The following is a 17,514-nucleotide window of genomic DNA, read 5'->3' on the forward strand; positions in this document are numbered from 1 at the left end:
CTCGAGTACGACACCCCCGTCCGCCTCACTGAGCGGGGCGCGCCATGTACGCGAGAAGGTCCTGACGCGTCACCACTCCGGTCGGCTTGCCCTCGACCAGCACGATCGCGGCGTCCGCACGGCCCAGGACCGCCATGAGGTCTTCGATCGGCTCACCCGATCCCACCTGCGGAAGAGGCGACGACATGTGCTTCTCCAGCGGGTCGGTGAGGGAGGCGCGCTGGGTGAACAGGGCGTCCAGGAGGTCCCGTTCGACGATGGAGCCGACCACCTCCGCCGCCATGACATCCGGGTGCCCGGCCCCCGGCTTGACCACCGGCATCTGGGAGACGCCGTACTCGTGCAGCACCTCGATGGCCTGGCCGACCGTCTCGTCCGGGTGCATGTGGACCAGGCTGGGAATGGCGCCCGCCTTGTACCTCAGGACATCCGCGACGCTCGCGGCCGGCTCCGACTCCTCGAGGAATCCGTAGGACGCCAGCCACTCGTCGTTGAAGATCTTCGACAGGTACCCCCGCCCGCTGTCCGGCAGGAGCACCACCACGACGTCGTCGGGGCCGAGCCGTTCGGCGACGCGCAGGGCCGCCACGACGGCCATGCCGCAGGAGCCGCCGACCAGGAGGCCCTCCTCCTTGGCGAGGCGGCGGGTCATCTGGAAGGAGTCCTTGTCGGAGACGGCGACGATCTCGTCGGCGACGGTCCGGTCGTAGGCGGTCGGCCAGAAGTCCTCGCCGACGCCCTCGACGAGGTACGGCCGTCCCGAACCGCCCGAGTACACGGATCCCTCGGGGTCGGCGCCGATGACCTTGACCTTGCCGTCGCTGGCGTCCTTCAGGTAGCGGCCGGTGCCGGAGATGGTGCCGCCGGTGCCCACGCCCGTGACGAAGTGGGTGATCCTCCCCTCGGTCTGCTCCCACAGCTCGGGGCCGGTGGAGTGGTAGTGGGAGAGCGGGTTGTTGGGGTTGGAGTACTGGTCGGGCTTCCACGCGCCCGGCGTCTCACGCACCAGCCGGTCGGAGACGTTGTAGTACGAGTCCGGGTGCTCCGGGTCGACGGCGGTCGGGCAGACCACGACCTCGGCCCCGTAGGCCCGCAGCACGTTGATCTTGTCGGTGCTCACCTTGTCGGGGCACACGAAGATGCACTTGTACCCCTTCTGCTGGGCCACGATGGCGAGGCCGACCCCGGTGTTGCCGCTGGTCGGCTCCACGATCGTGCCCCCGGGCTTGAGCGCGCCGCTCTCCTCCGCCGCCTCGATCATGCGCAGTGCGATGCGGTCCTTCACGGAACCGCCGGGGTTGAAGTACTCCACCTTGGCCAGGACGGTGGCCTGGATGCCCTTGGTGACGTTGTTGAGCCTCACCAGCGGGGTGTTGCCGACGAGGCTGATCATCGAGTCGTGGAATTGCACCGTTGTCTCCGGATGCCGCAAAAGATGTGGTCGTAGTGGTTCCGCCAGCCTAAAGCCCGCGGCGGACGTTCACTCCCCGTCGAGATTGGACGACCGCCGGTACGGGGCAAGGAGTGGGTGTACGGCTAGCACGGAGGTGGCGGCGACGTATGACGAGCATGTCGAGGGCGAGGGTGGCCCGGCGGATCGCGGCCGGCGCGGCGTACGGCGGCGGCGGGATCGGTCTGGTGGGTGCGGCGGCCGTGGGCCTGGTGCTGGCCGAGGTGCGGCTGGCCAGACGGCAGGTGGGCAACGGCCACGGCGCCGCGCCGCGGGTGCCCAACGCGCACGGCCTGTACGGCCTGTCCTACTCCACCCCGGGGGAGCCCCCCCTGCGGTTCACGATGCTGGGTGACTCCACGGCGGCGGGCCAGGGTGTGCGCCGCTCGGGTCAGACCCCGGGCGCGCTGCTGGCCTCGGGGCTGGCGGCGGTGGCGGAACGACCGGTGGACCTGCGCAATGTGGCTCTGCCGGGCGCCTGCTCCGACGACCTGGACCGCCAGGTGGCCCTGGCCCTGGCGGACCCCGAACGGGTGCCCGACATCTGCGTGATCATGATCGGCGCGAACGACGTCACCCACCGCATGCCGCCCACCCGGTCGGTGCGTCACCTCTCGGCGGCGGTGCGCCGGCTGCGTACGGCGGGCGCGGAGGTGGTGGTGGGCACCTGTCCCGACCTCGGGACGGTCGAGCAGGTCCAGCAGCCGCTGCGCTGGCTGGCGCGCCGGGCCTCCCGCCAGTTGGCGGCCGCCCAGACGATCGGCACGGTCGAGCAGGGCGGCCGTACGGTGTCGCTGGGTGACCTGCTGGGCCCGGAGTTCGCGGCGAACCCCCGTGAGCTGTTCGGCCCCGACAACTACCACCCGTCGGCGGAGGGTTACGCCACGGCGGCGATGGCGGTGCTGCCGACGGTCTGTGCGGCGCTCGGTCTGTGGCCGGCCGACGAGGAGCGCCCGGACGTGAGCCGTCGCGAGGGCTTCCTGCCGGTGGCGCAGGCGGCCGCGGAGGCGGTCGCCGAGCCCGGTACGGAGGTCGCGGCGGCGATGCCGACCGGTCCGAAGGGGCCGTGGGCGCTGCTGAAGCGCAGGCGGCGGCGGAGGGTGCAGGAAGCGGAGGCGGTGCCTTCGCCGAGCAGCCAGACCGGCGTCTGAGGCGGAGGCCGCTCCGGGAGGCGTGTCCGGTGGGCACCGAGAAAAGCAAGCGCTTAGAAAATTGCGGTCAGGGTCACACCGCCGCACCCGTGACCTGGCCCATACGTACGGGTAACTTCCCAACCAGCCCTGCCCGAAGAACCCCGCCCATGGAGCCGTGATGCCCGAAGCCGTGATCGTCTCGACCGCCCGCTCTCCCATCGGCCGCGCCTTCAAGGGCTCCCTGAAGGACCTCCGCCCGGACGACCTCACCGCCACGATCATCCAGGCGGCGCTCGCGAAGGTGCCCGAGCTGGACCCGCGCGACATCGACGACCTGATGCTCGGCTGTGGCCTGCCCGGCGGCGAGCAGGGCAACAACCTCGGCCGGATCGTCGCCGTGCAGATGGGGATGGACCACCTCCCCGGCTGCACCGTCACCCGCTACTGCTCCTCGTCGCTGCAGACGAGCCGCATGGCCCTGCACGCCATCAAGGCCGGCGAGGGCGACGTCTTCATCTCGGCCGGCGTCGAGATGGTCTCCCGCTTCACCAAGGGCAACTCCGACAGCCTGCCCGACACGCACAACCCGTTCTTCGCCGAGGCCGAGGCGCGCACCGCCGAGGTCGCCCAGCAGGAGGGCACGACCTGGCACGACCCGCGCGAGGACGGCCTGGTGCCGGACGCCTACATCGCGATGGGCCAGACCGCCGAGAACCTGGCCCGCTGGAAGGGCGTCACCCGCCAGGACATGGACGAGTTCGGCGTCCGCTCGCAGAACCTCGCCGAGGAAGCCATCAAGAACGGCTTCTGGGAGCGGGAGATCACCCCGGTCACGCTGCCCGACGGCACGGTCGTCGCCAAGGACGACGGCCCGCGCGCCGGCGTCACCCTGGACGCGGTCGGCGGCCTGAAGCCGGTCTTCCGCCCCGACGGCCTCGTCACCGCCGGCAACTGCTGTCCGCTGAACGACGGCGCCGCCGCGGTCGTCATCATGTCCGACACCAAGGCCCGCGAGCTCGGTCTCACCCCGCTCGCCCGCATCGTCTCCACCGGCGTCTCGGGCCTGTCCCCCGAGATCATGGGCCTCGGTCCGGTGGAGGCCTCGCAGCAGGCGCTGCGCCGCGCCGGTCTGACCATCGACGACATCGACCTGGTCGAGATCAACGAGGCGTTCGCCGCCCAGGTGATCCCCTCCTACCGCGACCTGAACATCCCGCTGGAGAAGCTGAACGTCAACGGCGGCGCCATCGCCGTCGGTCACCCCTTCGGCATGACCGGCGCCCGCATCACCGGCACGCTGATCAACTCCCTCCAGTTCCACGACAAGCAGTTCGGCCTGGAGACGATGTGCGTCGGCGGCGGCCAGGGCATGGCGATGGTCATCGAGCGCCTCAGCTGAGGACGTCGGGGATCCCTTCGGCGCACCGCCGAACGTAGTCGCGCGCACACCCGCCGTGACGTTGTGGCCCAGAACCCTTGAACCACCGGGGTTCTGGGCCGTTTTGTGATCCAATCTCCCCCAGGATGTGACCTATCTCCCTTCGCGAAGGGATTTGCGCAGGTCAGAGCCGATCTCACAGGAAACCTCGGGCCCAAAGTCCTGTCCGTTTCGTGACGTTACGCACTGACAGCGGGATAGTCCGCCCTTCAAGCTGATGTAGGAAGTCGGGGGTCGACTTTGAACCGGGAGTACGTCAGTGAGCGCCATGCCGATCGCCTTGCTGGTCACCACGGCCGCCACGGGTGCCGTCGCCGTCGCCGTCCTGCGCACCCTCGTGCAGCTGCGTCGGCAGGTGGCGGCCCTGCACAGCGAGCTCGCGGAGACGAACGCCGCCGCCGCGCGCGGTCGCGTGCCGGCCGCCCGTCACTCCGCCGACGCCGCTGAGATACGCGCCGCGGTGGCCGAGGCGCTCGCCGAGGAGCGGGAGCGGGAGCTCGCCGAGGCGCGCGCGTTCTGGGCCGCCCAGGAGGCCCGTGACGCCTCCGACGCGCCCACCCTGCTCGGGCTGCCGGACAGCGAGCTGTTCCTGCCCCGGCAGGCCGATTTCGTGGGCCTGGAGCCGCTGGAGCCGGTCGCCGAGTCGGCGTCCGAGGCCGACGAGTTCGCCGGGGACTCCCCGGAACTGGCCGCGGCCCGCCGCCGGCACCCCTCCCACCCGGACTTCGTCCCGGTGCAGTCGCCGGTGGTGAACGACCATGAGCGCACCGTGGCCACGCTGGAGGAACTCGCCGCCGGCCGCGTGGAGCTGGCCGACGTGCGGCCGGGTCCGCTGGGCACCCTGGACGTCTATGTCTTCGCCGACGGCACCACCCTGTGCATGACGCCGGGCCACAAGGAGACGGCGGAGCGCCTCTCGGCGGCCCTCACCGCGGGCGAGAGCCCGATACTGCTGGGCGGTTCGGGGATCTCCGGCGCCTACACCCTGACCTTCGCGTGCGGCGAGGAGAACGTCTACATCCTGGCGGACCGGGTCATAGCGTCGCTGTGACTCAGACGCCGGCCCGCCGCTGAGCCTCCTCCACCAACCGAACAGCTTCGTCGACCTGGCCCTCGTCCGTGAGTACGAGGGCCAAGTCGTGCACGGCCACGGTGATTTGGTCGGCCGCGGCGAACATCCCCGCGTCCGGCATCTCCCGGGGCCGCGCCGAGGGCTCCTCGATCAGCTGGGCCCGCCGCGCCAACTCCCTGGCCAGGCCCAGGGCCTCGGTGGCCGCGCCTCGCTGGAGGCGACTTTGGGGGGCCGCCCGCAAGCGGTCGGCGAAGTGATCCACAGCCTGGGTCAGACGCGTCGTATCCACCACGGCGCAACCGTAACGCGTCTCACCGGCACTGTTGCCAACCGGCCGACGCTCAGGCACGGTGACCTGAAGGACCGGCTCACACCCCATGCGTCCGGAGGCGCCGATGTCCCAAGTCTTCTCCGAGGAGACCCACCGCAATCTGCTCGCCCGCATCCCCCATTGCACCGGTCGTGAAGTGTCCGACTGGCTCCGCACCGTCGAGGACGGCCCGGCGCTCTTCCGCTTCGAGGAAAAGGTCAGCTGGCTCCGTCACGAACACAACCTCGCCTACGGCCACGCGAAAGCCCTCATCCACGAGTACGACCTGAGAAGGGCCGCGCGCAAGTTCCTCTAGCCGCGCCCGTACCTCCCGCCGACGACAAAGGGCCCCGGGAGAACCCGGGGCCCTTGCACGCACGCGGAGTGCGTCAGCGTCAGTCGCTGTTGAGGATCGAGATCAGCCTCAGGAACTCGAGGTAGATCCAGACCAGCGTCATCGTCAGACCGAACGCCGCCAGCCAGGCCTCTTCCTTCGGGGCGCCGTAGGCGATGCCGTCCTCGACCTGCTTGAAGTCCAGCGCCAGGAAGCACGCGCCGAGCAGGACGCCGATGACACCGAACGCGATGCCGAGGCCACCGCTGCGGAAGCCGAGGCCGTCACCGCCACCGAAGACGGCGAACAGCAGGTTCACCGTCATCAGCAGGACGAAGCCGAGCGCGGCCGCCATCACGAAGCCGTAGAAGCGGCGGTTGACGCGGATCCAGCCCGCCTTGTAGGCGACCAGCACCGCGGCGAAGACCGCGAGCGTGCCGATCACCGCCTGCATGGCCGCACCGCTGGCGATGCGGTTGTCCACGACGCTGGAGACCACGCCGAGGAAGACACCCTCGAACGCGGCGTACGAGACGATCAGCGCGGGCGAGGCCTTGCGCTTGAACGACTGGACCAGCGCCAGGACCATGCCGATCAGGGCGGCGCCGATGGCGATGCCGTAGGACCGGCCGATGTTGGCGTCGTCGACCGGCAGCGCCGCCCAGGCGACCGCGGCCGTGACGACCAGGATGCCGAGGGTGGTGCCGGTGCGCATGACGACGTCGTCCATCGTCATCCGGCCGGTGCCGGCCGGGGCCTGCGGCGGCGCGCCGTACTGCGGGTCTGTCTGGGCGTACGGGTTCTGCGCGTAGGGGTTGTCCGCCTGCGGCTGGGCATACGGGTTGCCCTGCGCGTAGGGGTGGCCCTGCGTGCCTACAGCGGCGCCCCCGGCCTGCGGCTGGGCGTTGAAGCCCGCGTAGCCGGTGTCGCGGCTGAACCCCCGTCGCGAGAAGACCGGGTTGCTGCTCCTCATTTCACTCCTCCATGGCCACGTTGCGGGCCTTGGCTCAAGAGTAATAGGTAGGCAAAGGATTGACCCTAGTGCTTGGGGAGGATCTTTCCCTCGTCGTGTCGGGCAACACGCTACGCGGCCCGTCGATTCCCAGCCACGGAGGGGCAGGTTCATGACCAAGCCGGTACATCGCCGCGACCCTCCGGAGATCACTGTCTTATGCCGACCGTACGTATGACCCGATCACCCGAAGGGAAACCCGGTGTAGCCCTCGGCCAGATCGGTCTCGGCGGCCGCCGACCCCGCTATCCGCTCCAGCCGCGCCACCTGGAGCCGGTCCTCGAAGGGGGTGGCGTCGGGGGCCCGGTGCAGCAGTGTCGTCATGTCGTACGAGAAGCGCTCGGCCTGCCAGACGCGCCGCAGACAGGTCGCGGAGTAGGCGTCGAGCAGCTCGGCGGAGCCCGTTCGCCGGTGATGCGTCAGCGCCCGGGCGAAGGTGACGACGTCCCCGACGGCGAGGTTCAGCCCCTTCGCGCCGGTCGGCGGCACGATGTGGGCGGCGTCCCCGGCGAGGAAGAGCCGCCCGTGCCGCATGGGCTCGTGGACGTAGGAACGCATCGGCGTGACGGACTTCTGGGTGATCGGGCCCCGCTGGAGGGTCCAGTCGTCGTCGGTCTCCAGGCGCCGCTCCAACTCGTCCCAGATCTCGGTGTCGCCCCAGCTGTCCGCGTCGGTGCCCTCGGGGACCTGGAGGTAGAGCCGGGAGACGGACGGCGAGCGCATGGACAGCAGGGCGAAGCCGCGGTCGTGGCGGGCGTAGACCAGCTCGTCGTGGGAGGGCGGGACGTCGGCGAGGATGCCGAGCCAGCCGAAGGGGTACGTCCGTTCGAAGACCTGGGTGAGTTCGGTGGGGATCGCCTTGCGCGCCACGCCCCAGAATCCGTCGCACCCCACGACGTAGTCGCACTCCAGGACGTCCTCGCGCCCCTCGTGGCGAAAGCGCACCCGGGGGTTGTCGGTGTCGGCGCCCTCGACGGCCAGCGCCTCGGCCTCGAAGAGCAGCGGGCCGCCGTCCTTCAGCTGGAGGGCGATGAGGTCCTTGCAGACCTCGGTCTGGGCGTAGACCATCACGGACCGGCCGCCGGTGAGGGCGGGGAAGTCGACGCGATGCCGGGTGCGCGCGTACCGCAGTTCGATCCCGTCGTGCCGCAGGCCCTCGCGGTCCATGCGCTCCCCGGCGCCGGCCGCCCGCAGCACGTCCACGGTCCCCTGCTCCAGGATCCCGGCCCGCTGCCGCTGCTCGACGTAGGCACGGTCGCGGCTCTCCAGCACGACCGCGTCGACGCCGGCAGTGTGGAGCAGCCGGGCGAGGAGGAGTCCGGCGGGGCCGGCTCCGATGATGCCGACGGTGGTGCGCATCGAGGCTCCTTCGCGTGCGACGCTGACCGCGCTTCTGTTCGCTGAGTGAAATTTCCTTCACCAAGTTCTGAACAGGAGTCTGCGCCCGTGTTCACGTGGTGTCAATGAACGGTGCAGCGATCGTCAGACGTCGGAGGTGCCCGGAACCGGACTCGAACCGGTACGCCCGCGAGGGGCAGCGAGGTTTAAGCTCGCCGTGTCTGCATTCCACCATCCGGGCAGGCCATCGGCTCCGCGTCGAGCTTCGACCCTATCGGGACGCATCCCCCGAACAGGGGCCGGGCGGACCGATGTTGTCTTATTTTATTGACGTCTGAGGGTGCATCAGCCCGTGGAACGGGCCATCCGCACTTGCCAATAGCCTTACGCGAGACGCCCGCCCGCGCATGGGGAATGACGGAATTTCACCGCCCGAACGAGGGCACTCCACCTGTTCTCGACCAGGCCTTGTGCCGGGCCCCGCGACAAGGGGTCGGTCAGGGGCTCCCGTCATCCCCAGGTATGACATGGCCGGGCCCGGTCAGTCCGAAGTCGCCCCCCGGAACCGGAACAGCGGGTGACTACATCGCCGTGGGGCACCGGGACGATGGATCACATCCCCGAGAACATGTCGTCGTCCCGTCAGGAGCACCCACCCGTGACCACCACTCCCATCGCCGGCCGGGCCACCGCCGTGGCCGCTCGCGCCACGGATCTGTCGAAGATCTACGGACAGGGCGAGACCCAGGTGGTCGCCCTCGACCGGGTCTCCGTCGAGTTCCGGCAGGCCGAGTTCACCGCGATCATGGGTCCGTCCGGCTCCGGCAAGTCCACGTTGATGCACTGTGTGGCCGGCCTGGACACGTTCTCCAGCGGTTCCGTACGGATCGGCGAGACCGAGCTGGGGTCGCTGAAGGACAAGCAGCTCACCAAGTTGCGGCGGGACAAGATCGGTTTCATCTTCCAGGCGTTCAACCTGCTGCCGACGCTGACCGCGCTGGAGAACATCACGCTGCCGATGGACATCGCGGGCCGTAAGCCCGACAAGGAGTGGCTGGAGAACGTCATCCGGATGGTGGGCCTGAAGGACCGCCTCTCGCACCGGCCCTCCCAGCTCTCCGGCGGCCAGCAGCAGCGCGTCGCCGTCGCCCGCGCGCTCGCCTCCCGGCCCGAGATCATCTTCGGCGACGAGCCCACCGGAAACCTCGACTCCCGTTCCGGCGCCGAGGTGCTGGGCTTCCTGCGCAACTCGGTACGGGAGTTGGGGCAGACCGTGGTCATGGTGACCCACGACCCGGTCGCCGCCTCCTACGCGGACCGGGTCGTCTTCCTCGCGGACGGGCGGATCGTGGACGAGATGTACCGGCCGACGGCCGACACCGTCCTCGACTTCATGAAGCAGTTCGACGCGAAGGGCCGTACCTCCTGATGTTCCGCACCGCCCTGCGCAACGTCTTCGCGCACAAGGCCCGGCTGCTCATGACCGTGCTCGCCGTCATGCTCGGCGTGGCCTTCGTGTCGGGGACGCTGGTCTTCGCCGACACCCTGTCCAACGCCTTCCGGAACCAGTCGGCGAAGAGCTACGACGACGTCGCCGTCTCCGTCTCCTCGCACGCCGACCCCGACAACCCCGAGGAAGAGCCCGGCCTCTCCCGCAAGACCGTCGATCAGATCGCGGCCCTCGACGGCGTCGCCGACGCCTACGGCCGCGTCGAGGGCTTCGCCGGGGTCGCCGACCCCGACGGGAAGCTGATCGGCGTCGGCTGGTCCAACAAGGGCTCCAACTTCGCCCCCGGCAAGGACGGCAAGGACAGCGCCTACACCTTCACCGACGGCTCCGGCCCGGTGAAGGACGATCAGATCGCGCTCGACAAGGACTCCGCCGCCAAGGGCGACTACCAGGTCGGCGACCGGGTCCGCGTCGCCACCAACGGCCCGGTGCGGGAGTTCACCCTCAGCGGTGTGTTCACCACCGAGGACGGTGCCGTGAACGCCGGCGGCAGCCTCGTCCTCTTCGACACCGCCGTCGCCCAGAAGCAGTACCTGAAGCCCGGCTACTTCGAGAGCGTCACCGTCACCGCCGCCCCGGGCGCCGATGACGCGAAGATCCTGGCCGCGGTCAAGCCGCTGCTGCCGGACACCGCCGACGCCGAGACCGGCCAGGCGCTCGCGGACGAGCAGGCCGAACAGATCGAGCAGGGCATGGGCAGCCTCAAGCAGGTCCTGCTCGGCTTCGCCGGCATCGCGCTGTTCGTCGGGGTCTTCCTGATCTCCAACACCTTCACGATGCTGGTCGCCCAGCGCACCCGGGAGATCGCCCTGATGCGCGCCGTCGGCGCCTCGCGCAGGCAGATCACCCGCTCGGTGCTCGCCGAGGCGACGGTGGTCGGCCTGGTCGCCTCGGTGATCGGCTTCGTCCTCGGCGTCGGCCTCGCCGTGGGGCTGCGCTCCGGCATGGCCGCGTTCGAGATGAAGATGCCGGACGGCCCGCTGGTGCTGTCCGCCACGCCGGTGCTCGCCGCCCTCGCGGTCGGCGTGCTGATCACCATGCTCGCCGCCTGGCTGCCCGGCCGCCGGGCCGCGAAGATCCCGCCGGTGGCGGCCATGAGCAGCCTGCACGCGGTGGCCACCACCAAGTCGCTGGTGGTGCGCAACTCCATCGGCGCGGCCATCACCGCCCTCGGCGCCGCCGCGATCGTGCTGGGCGCCTCGACCGGCGGTGACGACGGCCGGATGTACATCGGGGCGGGCGCGTTCTTCGCGCTGGTCGGCGTGATCATTCTGATCCCGCTGCTGTCCCGGCCCGTGATCGCCCTGGTGCGCCCGCTGCTCGTCGGCCCCTTCGGCGTGGCCGGCAAGCTGGCCGGACAGAACGCGGTCCGCAACCCGCGCCGTACCGGAGCCACCGCCTCGGCGCTCGCCATCGGACTGACGCTGGTGACCGGCCTGTCGGTGCTCGGCATCACGGTCGGCACGGCCATCGACAAGATGACCACCGACAACATCAAGGCCGACTACATGGTCTCGATGGCGAACGGCGGGGACCTCGACCGGTCCGCGCTGACGGCCCTGGCGAAGGCCGAGGGCGTCTCCGCGGTCTCGCCGCAGCAGGACGCCTATCTCAAGGTCGAGGACGACTACGTCTCCGCCTCCGCGATCACCCCGGGCGACATCCAGCGGGTGCTGAAGGTCGACGTCGTCAGCGGCAACGTCGACTCGCTCGCGAAGGGGCAGATCGCCGTCGCCGAGAAGACGGCGAAGAGCAGGGGCTGGAAGCCCGGCGACAGCATCCCCTTCACCTTCGCCGACGACAAGAAGGCCACGCTGACGGTCGGCGCCGTCTACAAGGACAGCGAGTTCCTCTCACCCGTCCTCGTGGACGCGAAGGTGGTCGACGAGCACGAGGCGAAGCCCTCCATCCGGCAGATCTTCGTGAAGGTCGACGGCGGCCAGTCCCCGGCGAACGAGAAGGTCCTCGTCGACGCGCTGGGCGACAACCCCGCGATCACCGTGATGGACCGTCAGGACATCCGCGACGAGTTCGGCGGCGCCATCAACACCCTGCTGAACATCATGTACGGCCTGCTGGCGATGGCCCTGATCATCGCCGTGCTGGGCGTCGTCAACACGCTCGCGATGTCGGTGTTCGAGCGGCAGCAGGAGATCGGCATGCTGCGGGCGATCGGTCTCGACCGGCGCCGCGTGAAGCGGATGGTCCGGCTGGAGGCCGTGGTCATCTCGGTGTTCGGCGCGGTGGTCGGCGTCGGTCTCGGCTCGTTCCTCGGCTGGGCGGTCGGCGAGACCTTCGCCGACCAGATCCCGGGCTACACGCTGGTGCTGCCCTGGGACCGCATCGGGATCTTCCTGGTGCTGGCCGGCCTGGTGGGCGTGCTGGCCGCGATGTGGCCGGCCCGCAACGCCGCGCGGCTGAACATGCTGAACGCGATCAAGACCGAGTAGCGTCCGCACGCACCGAAAGGGCCGGGCCCGCCGCCAAGGGGGCCCGGCCCTTTCGCCTGCGCCCGCCTCAGTGGCGTTCGGGTTCGCTCCACTCGCGGGCACGCAGCGGCATCCCGGCGGCGCCGGACTCGGGGGTGCGCACGGCGAGGACCTGGTTGACGCCGATGCGGTTGCGTTCGAAGGCCTGGGCGCTGGCCGCCATGTACAGGCGCCAGACCCGGGCCTGGCCGGGGCCCGTGCCGCGCAGGGCGCGCGGCCAGTCGGCCTCCAGGTTCGCGACCCAGCGGCGCAGGGTGAGGGCGTAGTGCTCGCGCAGGGACTCCACGTCGCGCACCTCGAACCCGGCGCGCTCCAGTTGGGTGACGGTGGTGCCGAGGGGGGCGAGCTCTCCGTCGGGGAAGACGTAGGCGTCGATGAACGCGTTGAGGTGGTAGGCGGATTCGTCGCGGTGCGGGCGGCGGGCGATCTGGTGGTTGAGGAGCCGGCCGCCGGGTGCGAGGAGCGCGTACAGGTCGCTGGCGTACTCCAGGTATCGGTCCGCGCCGACGTGTTCGGCCATCCCGATGGAGGAGATCGCGTCGTAGGGGCCGTCGGTGACGTCCCGGTAGTCCTGCACGCGGATCTCGATCCGGTCGGTGAGCCCCTCCTCGGCGACGCGCTTGCGGGCGTAGGTGGCCTGTTCCTGGGAGAGGGTGACGCCGACGACGTGCACGCCGTGCTCGCGGGCGGCGTGGATCGCCATCGAGCCCCAGCCGCAGCCCACGTCGAGCAGTCGCTGACCGGGCGTCAGGGCCAGCTTGCGGCAGACGAGTTCGAGCTTGTCGCGCTGGGCGTCCTCCAGGGTGCCGTCGGGGGACTGCCAGTAGGCGCACGAGTAGACCATCGACGGGCCGAGGACGATCTCGTAGAAGTCGTTGCCGACGTCGTAGTGGTGGCTGACGGCGCGTCGGTCGGTGCGCCGGGTGTGGAGGTGGCCGCGACGCCGGCGGACCTCCTCGGGTGGTGGGGCGGGCGGCAGCGGGAGCCCGCCGAGCCTCACCAGGCCGCGGACGGCGGCCCGTACGCCGGGGTCGCGCAGCGCGCGGGCGAGGCTCCTGCCGCTGTCCTCGTCGCGCTCCCAGACCAGGCCCGCGACGAGGCCGAGGGCGGTGTAGAGGTCGCCGTCGACGTCGAGGTCGCCCGCGACCCAGGCACGGGCGAGGCCGAGTTCACCGGGTCGGAACAGCAGCCGGCGCACGGCACGGCGGTTGCGCACGATCAGCACGGGGGCGCCCGGCGGACCCGCCTGCGAACCGTCCCAGGCGCGGATCCGGACCGGGAGCGGGGTTCCCAGCAGCCGTTCCAAGAGGGTCTTCAGCCGCGGTGCGGCATCGGCCATGGCGCACACCTCCGTGACGAGGATCGCGGATTTGTCCACCCGGGTAAACAACGACAGGCCGGGACGCCATCCCCCGCACGCCGAAGGACCTCCCGCACCACGGATGGCGGGAGGTCCTTCGGGTGGAACGGTGACCGGAGCCGGTCAGGAGGCCTTGGCCTCGGTCCGCTGCTCCTGCTTCGCGGCGGTCGGCACGGGCTTCGCGGCCTCGTAGAACTCCTCGCGCGGCGTCTCCAGGGCGCCGAGCGCGACGACCTCGCGCTTGAGGAACATGCCGAGGGTCCAGTCGGCGAAGACGCGGATCTTGCGGTTCCAGGTCGGCATCGCCATGCCGTGGTAGCCACGGTGCATGTACCAGGCGAGACGGCCCTTGAGCTTGATCTTCATCTTGCCCATGACGATCATCGCGACGCCCTTGTGGAGGCCGAGGCCCGCCACCGCGCCCTTGTTGGCGTGCGCGTACTCCTTCTGCGGGAAGCCCCGCATGCCGGAGATCACGTTGTCGCCGAGGACCTTCGCCTGACGCAGCGCGTGCTGGGCGTTCGGCGGGCACCAGGCGTTCTCGACACCGGCCTTGCGGGCGGCCAGGTCCGGGACCTGCGCGTTGTCGCCGGCGGCCCAGATGTAGTCGGTGCCCTGGACCTGGAGGGTGGCCTGGGTGTCGACGTGGCCGCGCGGGCCCAGCGGGAGGCCGTAGCGGGACAGGACCGGGTTGGGCTTGACGCCGGCGGTCCACACGATCGTGTTGGAGTCGACCTCCAGGCCGTTCTTCAACACCACGTGGCCGTCGACGCAGGAGTCCATCGAGGTGGAGAGGTAGATCTCCACGCCGCGGCTCTCCAGGTGCTCCTTGCCGTAGGTGCCCAGCTTCGGGCCGACCTCGGGAAGGATCCTGTCGGCGGCGTCGACGAGGATGAAGCGCATGTCCTCGCGGGAGACCGTCTTGTAGTACTTGGCCGCGTCGCGGGCCAGGTCCTCGACCTCACCGATGGTCTCCGCACCGGCGAAGCCGCCGCCGACGAAGACGAAGGTGAGCGCCTTGCGGCGGATCTCCTCGTCGGTGGTGGAGTCGGCCTTGTCCAGCTGCTCGAGGACGTGGTTGCGCAGGCCGATGGCCTCCTCGACGCCCTTCATGCCGATGCCCTGCTCGGCGAGGCCGGGGATCGGGAAGGTGCGGGAGACCGCGCCGAGCGCGATGACCAGGTAGTCGAAGGGCAGCTCGTACGCCTCGCCCACGAGCGGGGCGATCGTGGCGACCTTGCGGTCCTGGTCGATGGTGGTGACCCGGCCGGTCAGCACCTCCGCCTTCGGCAGCACGCGTCGCAGCGGGACGACGACATGGCGCGGCGAGATGTTGCCGGCGGCGGTTTCGGGGAGGAAGGGCTGGTAGGTCATGTACGACCGGGGGTCGACGACCGTGACGGTCGCCTCGCCGTAGCGCATCTTCTTGAGAATGCGCCGAGCTGCGTACAGGCCTACGTACCCACCGCCTACTACGAGGATCCTGGGACGCTCCGTGGTGCTCATGGCATCGAGTATCCACCCGCTCCTGGGGGGTCGCTCGTGCGCCCCTTCACAAGCTCTTCGAGAGGGTGTGTTATCCTCCGCGGCTCGCGTGATCCAGGTCATGGCGCGAACCGGGAACCCGCGTGGGGTGCGGGCCGTTGTCAATGCCGCGTGAGCTGCCTCTCTGGGCTCGGGAGGCTGGTGTGAGCCACCGGAAACACCCTCGTGCGAGAGGGTCCGGGCGGGCCGTCCCGCACCCCATCTGAACACGTTCAACAGGCCGTTCGCCCCTCGGAAGGGCCAACCGGGCCCTTTTCCCGGTTCCACAGGGCGGAATTCCTTGTGAAGAACTTCACGAACTTTCCGAGCGGCACGCGCCCGAGGGGGTCTCAGGACCCCCTCGGACACGCTCATACGCTGTCCGACCTGCTCAGCAGAGAACTACTGACCAGTAACAAAAGAGGGCCGGGCCACCGACCACGCAATGCCGTCGAGGATGTCGTGCTCGCTCACCACGACCTCCTCGGCCCCGGTCCGCTCCATGATCGACAGCAGGACGAGGGCCCCCGCGGCGATGACGTCCACCCGCCCCGGGTGCATCGAGGGCACGGCCGCCCGCTCGGCGTGGGTGGAGCCCAGCAGCCAGCCGGTGATCTCACGGACCCGCTCCAGGGAGACACGGGAGTGGTGGATACGGGCCGAGTCGTAACCGGGCAGCTCCTGCGCGATCGCCGACACGGTCGTCACCGACCCCGCGAGCCCCACCAGCGTGCGCGCCTCGCGCAACGGCACGCTCTCCTCCGCGAGGTCCAGCGCGGCCTCGATGTCGGCCCGCATCGCCGCGATCCGCTCCTCGGAGGGCGGGTCGCTCACCTCGCCGTCGCGCACCAGGTGCCGCTCGGTCAGCCGCACACAGCCGACGTCCACCGAACGCGCCGCCCGCACCCGGTCGTCGCCGACCACGAACTCGGTCGAACCGCCGCCGATGTCCACCACCAGGTAAGGCCGGGCCAGGTCGTCCCGCCCGGTCAGCTCCTTGGTCGCCCCCGTGAAGGAGAACTCCGCCTCCTGCTCCCCGGTGATCACCTCGGGCTCGACACCGAGGATGTCCACGACACCGCGCACGAAGTCGTCCCGGTTGGAGGCGTCCCGGGAGGCCGAGGTGGCCACGAACCGCACCGTCCCGGCGCCCAGTTCACGGATCACCCGCGCGTACTCGCGGCAGGCCGCGAACGTCCGCTCCAGCGCCTCGGGCGCCAGCCGGCCGGTCCGGTCCACGTCCTGGCCGAGCCGCACGATCGTCATCCGCCGGTCCAGCTCCCGCAGCTCACCGGTGGCCGGGTTCACGTCCGCGACCAGGAGCCGGATGGAGTTCGTACCGCAGTCGACCGCCGCGACCCGCCCGAAGCCCTCCGGGACGGCCGGCGCGGCGGCGAAGGAGCCGCCGCGGGCCTCGGCGGGGTCGGACACCGCACCCTCCTCGCCCGGGTGCTCCTCGGCCGGGTCGGGCGCGGCGAGCGGCTGCACGCACGGACCCTTGAGCCACCACTCCGGCAGCATCGCGATCGCCTCGTCGCCCAGCGGGTTGACGCCCGGACCCGCGGCCAGCGAATGCCCCACCAGCACGTGCAGGCACTTCACCCGGTCCGGCATGCCGCCCGCGCTCGGGAAGCCCTCCAGGACCTCGATGGCGTCCCGGCGCGCGAGGTAGTCCTCGTGCGCGGCGCGGTACGCGGCGGCCAGCTCCGGATCGCTCTGGAGCCGTTCCGTCATCTCCTTCATGACGCCGTTCGCCTCCAGCGTGCCGATCGCCGAGGCGGCACGCGGACACGTCAGGTAGTACGTCGTCGGGAAGGGCGTGCCGTCGGGCAGCCGCGGGGCCGTCTCCACCACGTCCGGCTGGCCGCACGGGCAGCGGTGCGCGATCGCGCGCAGTCCGCGCGGCGGACGCCCGAGCTGCTGCTTGAAGGCCTCGACGTCGGCGTCGGTCGGCTCGGTGCGCAAAGTGGTCGGCGGGGGCGTTTCCATGCCTGTCTTTCTCTAGGTCAGGTTCACTGGTCGGAGGCGTCGGACTTGTCGACCCCGTCCCAGACGTTCGCGTACCAGGGACGGTCGGCCGCCCCCAGATCGGCGCGCGACTGCCGCGCCGCGTCCGGGTCGACGACGATGAACCCCGTCTCCCCCGGCATCACATAGTGCAGCCGCTCCCGGATCCGCTGCTCGGCGTACGCGTCGTCCTGCCAGCGCGCCTTGGCGTCCCGCAGCTCCTCGACCCGCTGCCGGGCCTGCTCCTGCTGCCGCTGGAGGTCGGCGACCTCGGCGCGCTGGGAGACGTACTGCCGTATCGGATAGGCGAGCGCGACCACCAGCGAGCACAGCACCAGCGCGAGCAGCGCCGCGCGGCCGGTCAGCCGGGAGCGACGGGCCTGCCGCTTGGTCTGGGAGCGGTAGACGCGGGCGGCGGTCTGCTCGCCGAGCAGCCGGATCCGGGTGGCGGTGGAGAAGCGGTCACGGTCCTTGACGGCCATCTCTCTCACTCCCGTTCACACGCGCGTACGTCCCCGCACACGGTACGGGACCGAG

General features: G+C 70.5%; 14 protein-coding genes, 1 tRNA gene and 1 pseudogene. 6 read left to right on the forward strand and 10 right to left on the reverse strand.

All coding sequences use genetic code 11. The features are described from left to right. Positions 1–25 precede the first annotated feature (25 nt). A complete protein-coding gene (locus ACH41F_RS17495) occupies positions 26–1,411 on the reverse strand; it encodes a cystathionine beta-synthase (protein WP_398836475.1) in 1,386 nt (461 codons plus the stop codon). 149 nt (positions 1,412–1,560) lie between these two features. Between ACH41F_RS17495 and ACH41F_RS17500 the strand changes: the two genes are divergently transcribed. From ACH41F_RS17500 to ACH41F_RS17510, 3 genes are all read left to right on the forward strand, one after another. Further along, positions 1,561–2,601: a GDSL-type esterase/lipase family protein gene (locus ACH41F_RS17500; RefSeq protein ID WP_391231644.1), complete on the forward strand. Its 1,041-nt coding sequence runs from the start codon at positions 1,561–1,563 to the stop codon at positions 2,599–2,601. 160 nt (positions 2,602–2,761) lie between these two features. Then, complete coding sequence (locus ACH41F_RS17505; RefSeq protein ID WP_398836478.1) at positions 2,762–3,982, forward strand: acetyl-CoA C-acetyltransferase; 1,221 nt, start codon at positions 2,762–2,764, stop codon at positions 3,980–3,982. 307 nt (positions 3,983–4,289) lie between these two features. Next, a complete protein-coding gene (locus ACH41F_RS17510; protein WP_391232329.1) occupies positions 4,290–5,072 on the forward strand; it encodes a hypothetical protein in 783 nt (260 codons plus the stop codon). A gap of 1 nt (position 5,073) precedes the next feature. Here the strand turns inward: ACH41F_RS17510 and ACH41F_RS17515 are convergent, their stop codons facing one another. Beyond that, positions 5,074–5,385 carry a hypothetical protein gene (locus ACH41F_RS17515; protein ID WP_391231646.1) on the reverse strand — a complete coding sequence of 104 codons (312 nt, stop codon included), beginning with the start codon at positions 5,383–5,385 and terminating at the stop codon, positions 5,074–5,076. Positions 5,386–5,488: 103 nt separating this feature from the next. On the opposite strand from ACH41F_RS17515, the gene ACH41F_RS17520 reads away from it, so the two are divergent. After that, positions 5,489–5,719 (forward strand): DUF4287 domain-containing protein, encoded by a 231-nt coding sequence (locus tag ACH41F_RS17520; RefSeq protein WP_391231647.1) that lies wholly within the window; start codon positions 5,489–5,491, stop codon positions 5,717–5,719. Positions 5,720–5,798: 79 nt separating this feature from the next. Here ACH41F_RS17520 and ACH41F_RS17525 read toward each other — a convergent pair whose 3' ends face one another. From ACH41F_RS17525 to ACH41F_RS17535, 3 genes are all read right to left on the reverse strand, one after another. Next, on the reverse strand, positions 5,799–6,710 hold the full coding sequence (locus ACH41F_RS17525) for a Bax inhibitor-1/YccA family protein (RefSeq protein ID WP_391231648.1): 912 nt from the start codon (positions 6,708–6,710) through the stop codon (positions 5,799–5,801). A 222-nt stretch (positions 6,711–6,932) separates the two neighbouring features. Then, positions 6,933–8,108 (reverse strand): 4-hydroxybenzoate 3-monooxygenase, encoded by a 1,176-nt coding sequence (locus ACH41F_RS17530; RefSeq protein ID WP_391231649.1) that lies wholly within the window; start codon positions 8,106–8,108, stop codon positions 6,933–6,935. Positions 8,109–8,245: 137 nt separating this feature from the next. Beyond that, positions 8,246–8,328 (reverse strand) — tRNA-Leu (locus ACH41F_RS17535). Positions 8,329–8,745: 417 nt separating this feature from the next. On the opposite strand from ACH41F_RS17535, the gene ACH41F_RS17540 reads away from it, so the two are divergent. Both ACH41F_RS17540 and ACH41F_RS17545 read left to right on the forward strand, forming a co-directional pair. Beyond that, positions 8,746–9,516 carry an ATP-binding cassette domain-containing protein gene (locus ACH41F_RS17540; protein WP_391231650.1) on the forward strand — a complete coding sequence of 257 codons (771 nt, stop codon included), beginning with the start codon at positions 8,746–8,748 and terminating at the stop codon, positions 9,514–9,516. Next, a complete protein-coding gene (locus tag ACH41F_RS17545) occupies positions 9,516–12,047 on the forward strand; it encodes an ABC transporter permease (protein WP_398836482.1) in 2,532 nt (843 codons plus the stop codon). Before ACH41F_RS17540 ends, ACH41F_RS17545 begins: the two co-directional genes overlap by 1 nt. Before the next feature lie 67 nt (positions 12,048–12,114). Here ACH41F_RS17545 and ACH41F_RS17550 read toward each other — a convergent pair whose 3' ends face one another. The 5 genes and pseudogenes from ACH41F_RS17550 to ACH41F_RS17570 all read right to left on the reverse strand — a co-directional run bounded on the left by ACH41F_RS17550 (position 12,115) and on the right by ACH41F_RS17570 (position 17,459). Continuing rightward, entirely contained in the window at positions 12,115–13,425 is a 1,311-nt protein-coding gene (locus ACH41F_RS17550; RefSeq protein ID WP_391231652.1) for a class I SAM-dependent methyltransferase, read from the reverse strand. Between the two features lie 144 nt (positions 13,426–13,569). Beyond that, positions 13,570–14,952 (reverse strand): FAD-dependent oxidoreductase, encoded by a 1,383-nt coding sequence (locus ACH41F_RS17555; RefSeq protein WP_391231653.1) that lies wholly within the window; start codon positions 14,950–14,952, stop codon positions 13,570–13,572. Between the two features lie 420 nt (positions 14,953–15,372). Then, positions 15,373–16,299 (reverse strand): exopolyphosphatase, encoded by a 927-nt coding sequence (locus ACH41F_RS17560; protein ID WP_391232330.1) that lies wholly within the window; start codon positions 16,297–16,299, stop codon positions 15,373–15,375. A 258-nt stretch (positions 16,300–16,557) separates the two neighbouring features. Next, positions 16,558–16,959, reverse strand: a pseudogene (locus ACH41F_RS17565) (DUF501 domain-containing protein); the annotation flags it as partial. Between the two features lie 23 nt (positions 16,960–16,982). Beyond that, positions 16,983–17,459 carry a septum formation initiator family protein gene (locus ACH41F_RS17570; RefSeq protein ID WP_391231654.1) on the reverse strand — a complete coding sequence of 159 codons (477 nt, stop codon included), beginning with the start codon at positions 17,457–17,459 and terminating at the stop codon, positions 16,983–16,985. Positions 17,460–17,514: the final 55 nt, after the last annotated feature.

This window comes from Streptomyces sp. NPDC020489, from assembly GCF_044386545.1.
GTDB lineage: Bacteria > Actinomycetota > Actinomycetes > Streptomycetales > Streptomycetaceae > Streptomyces.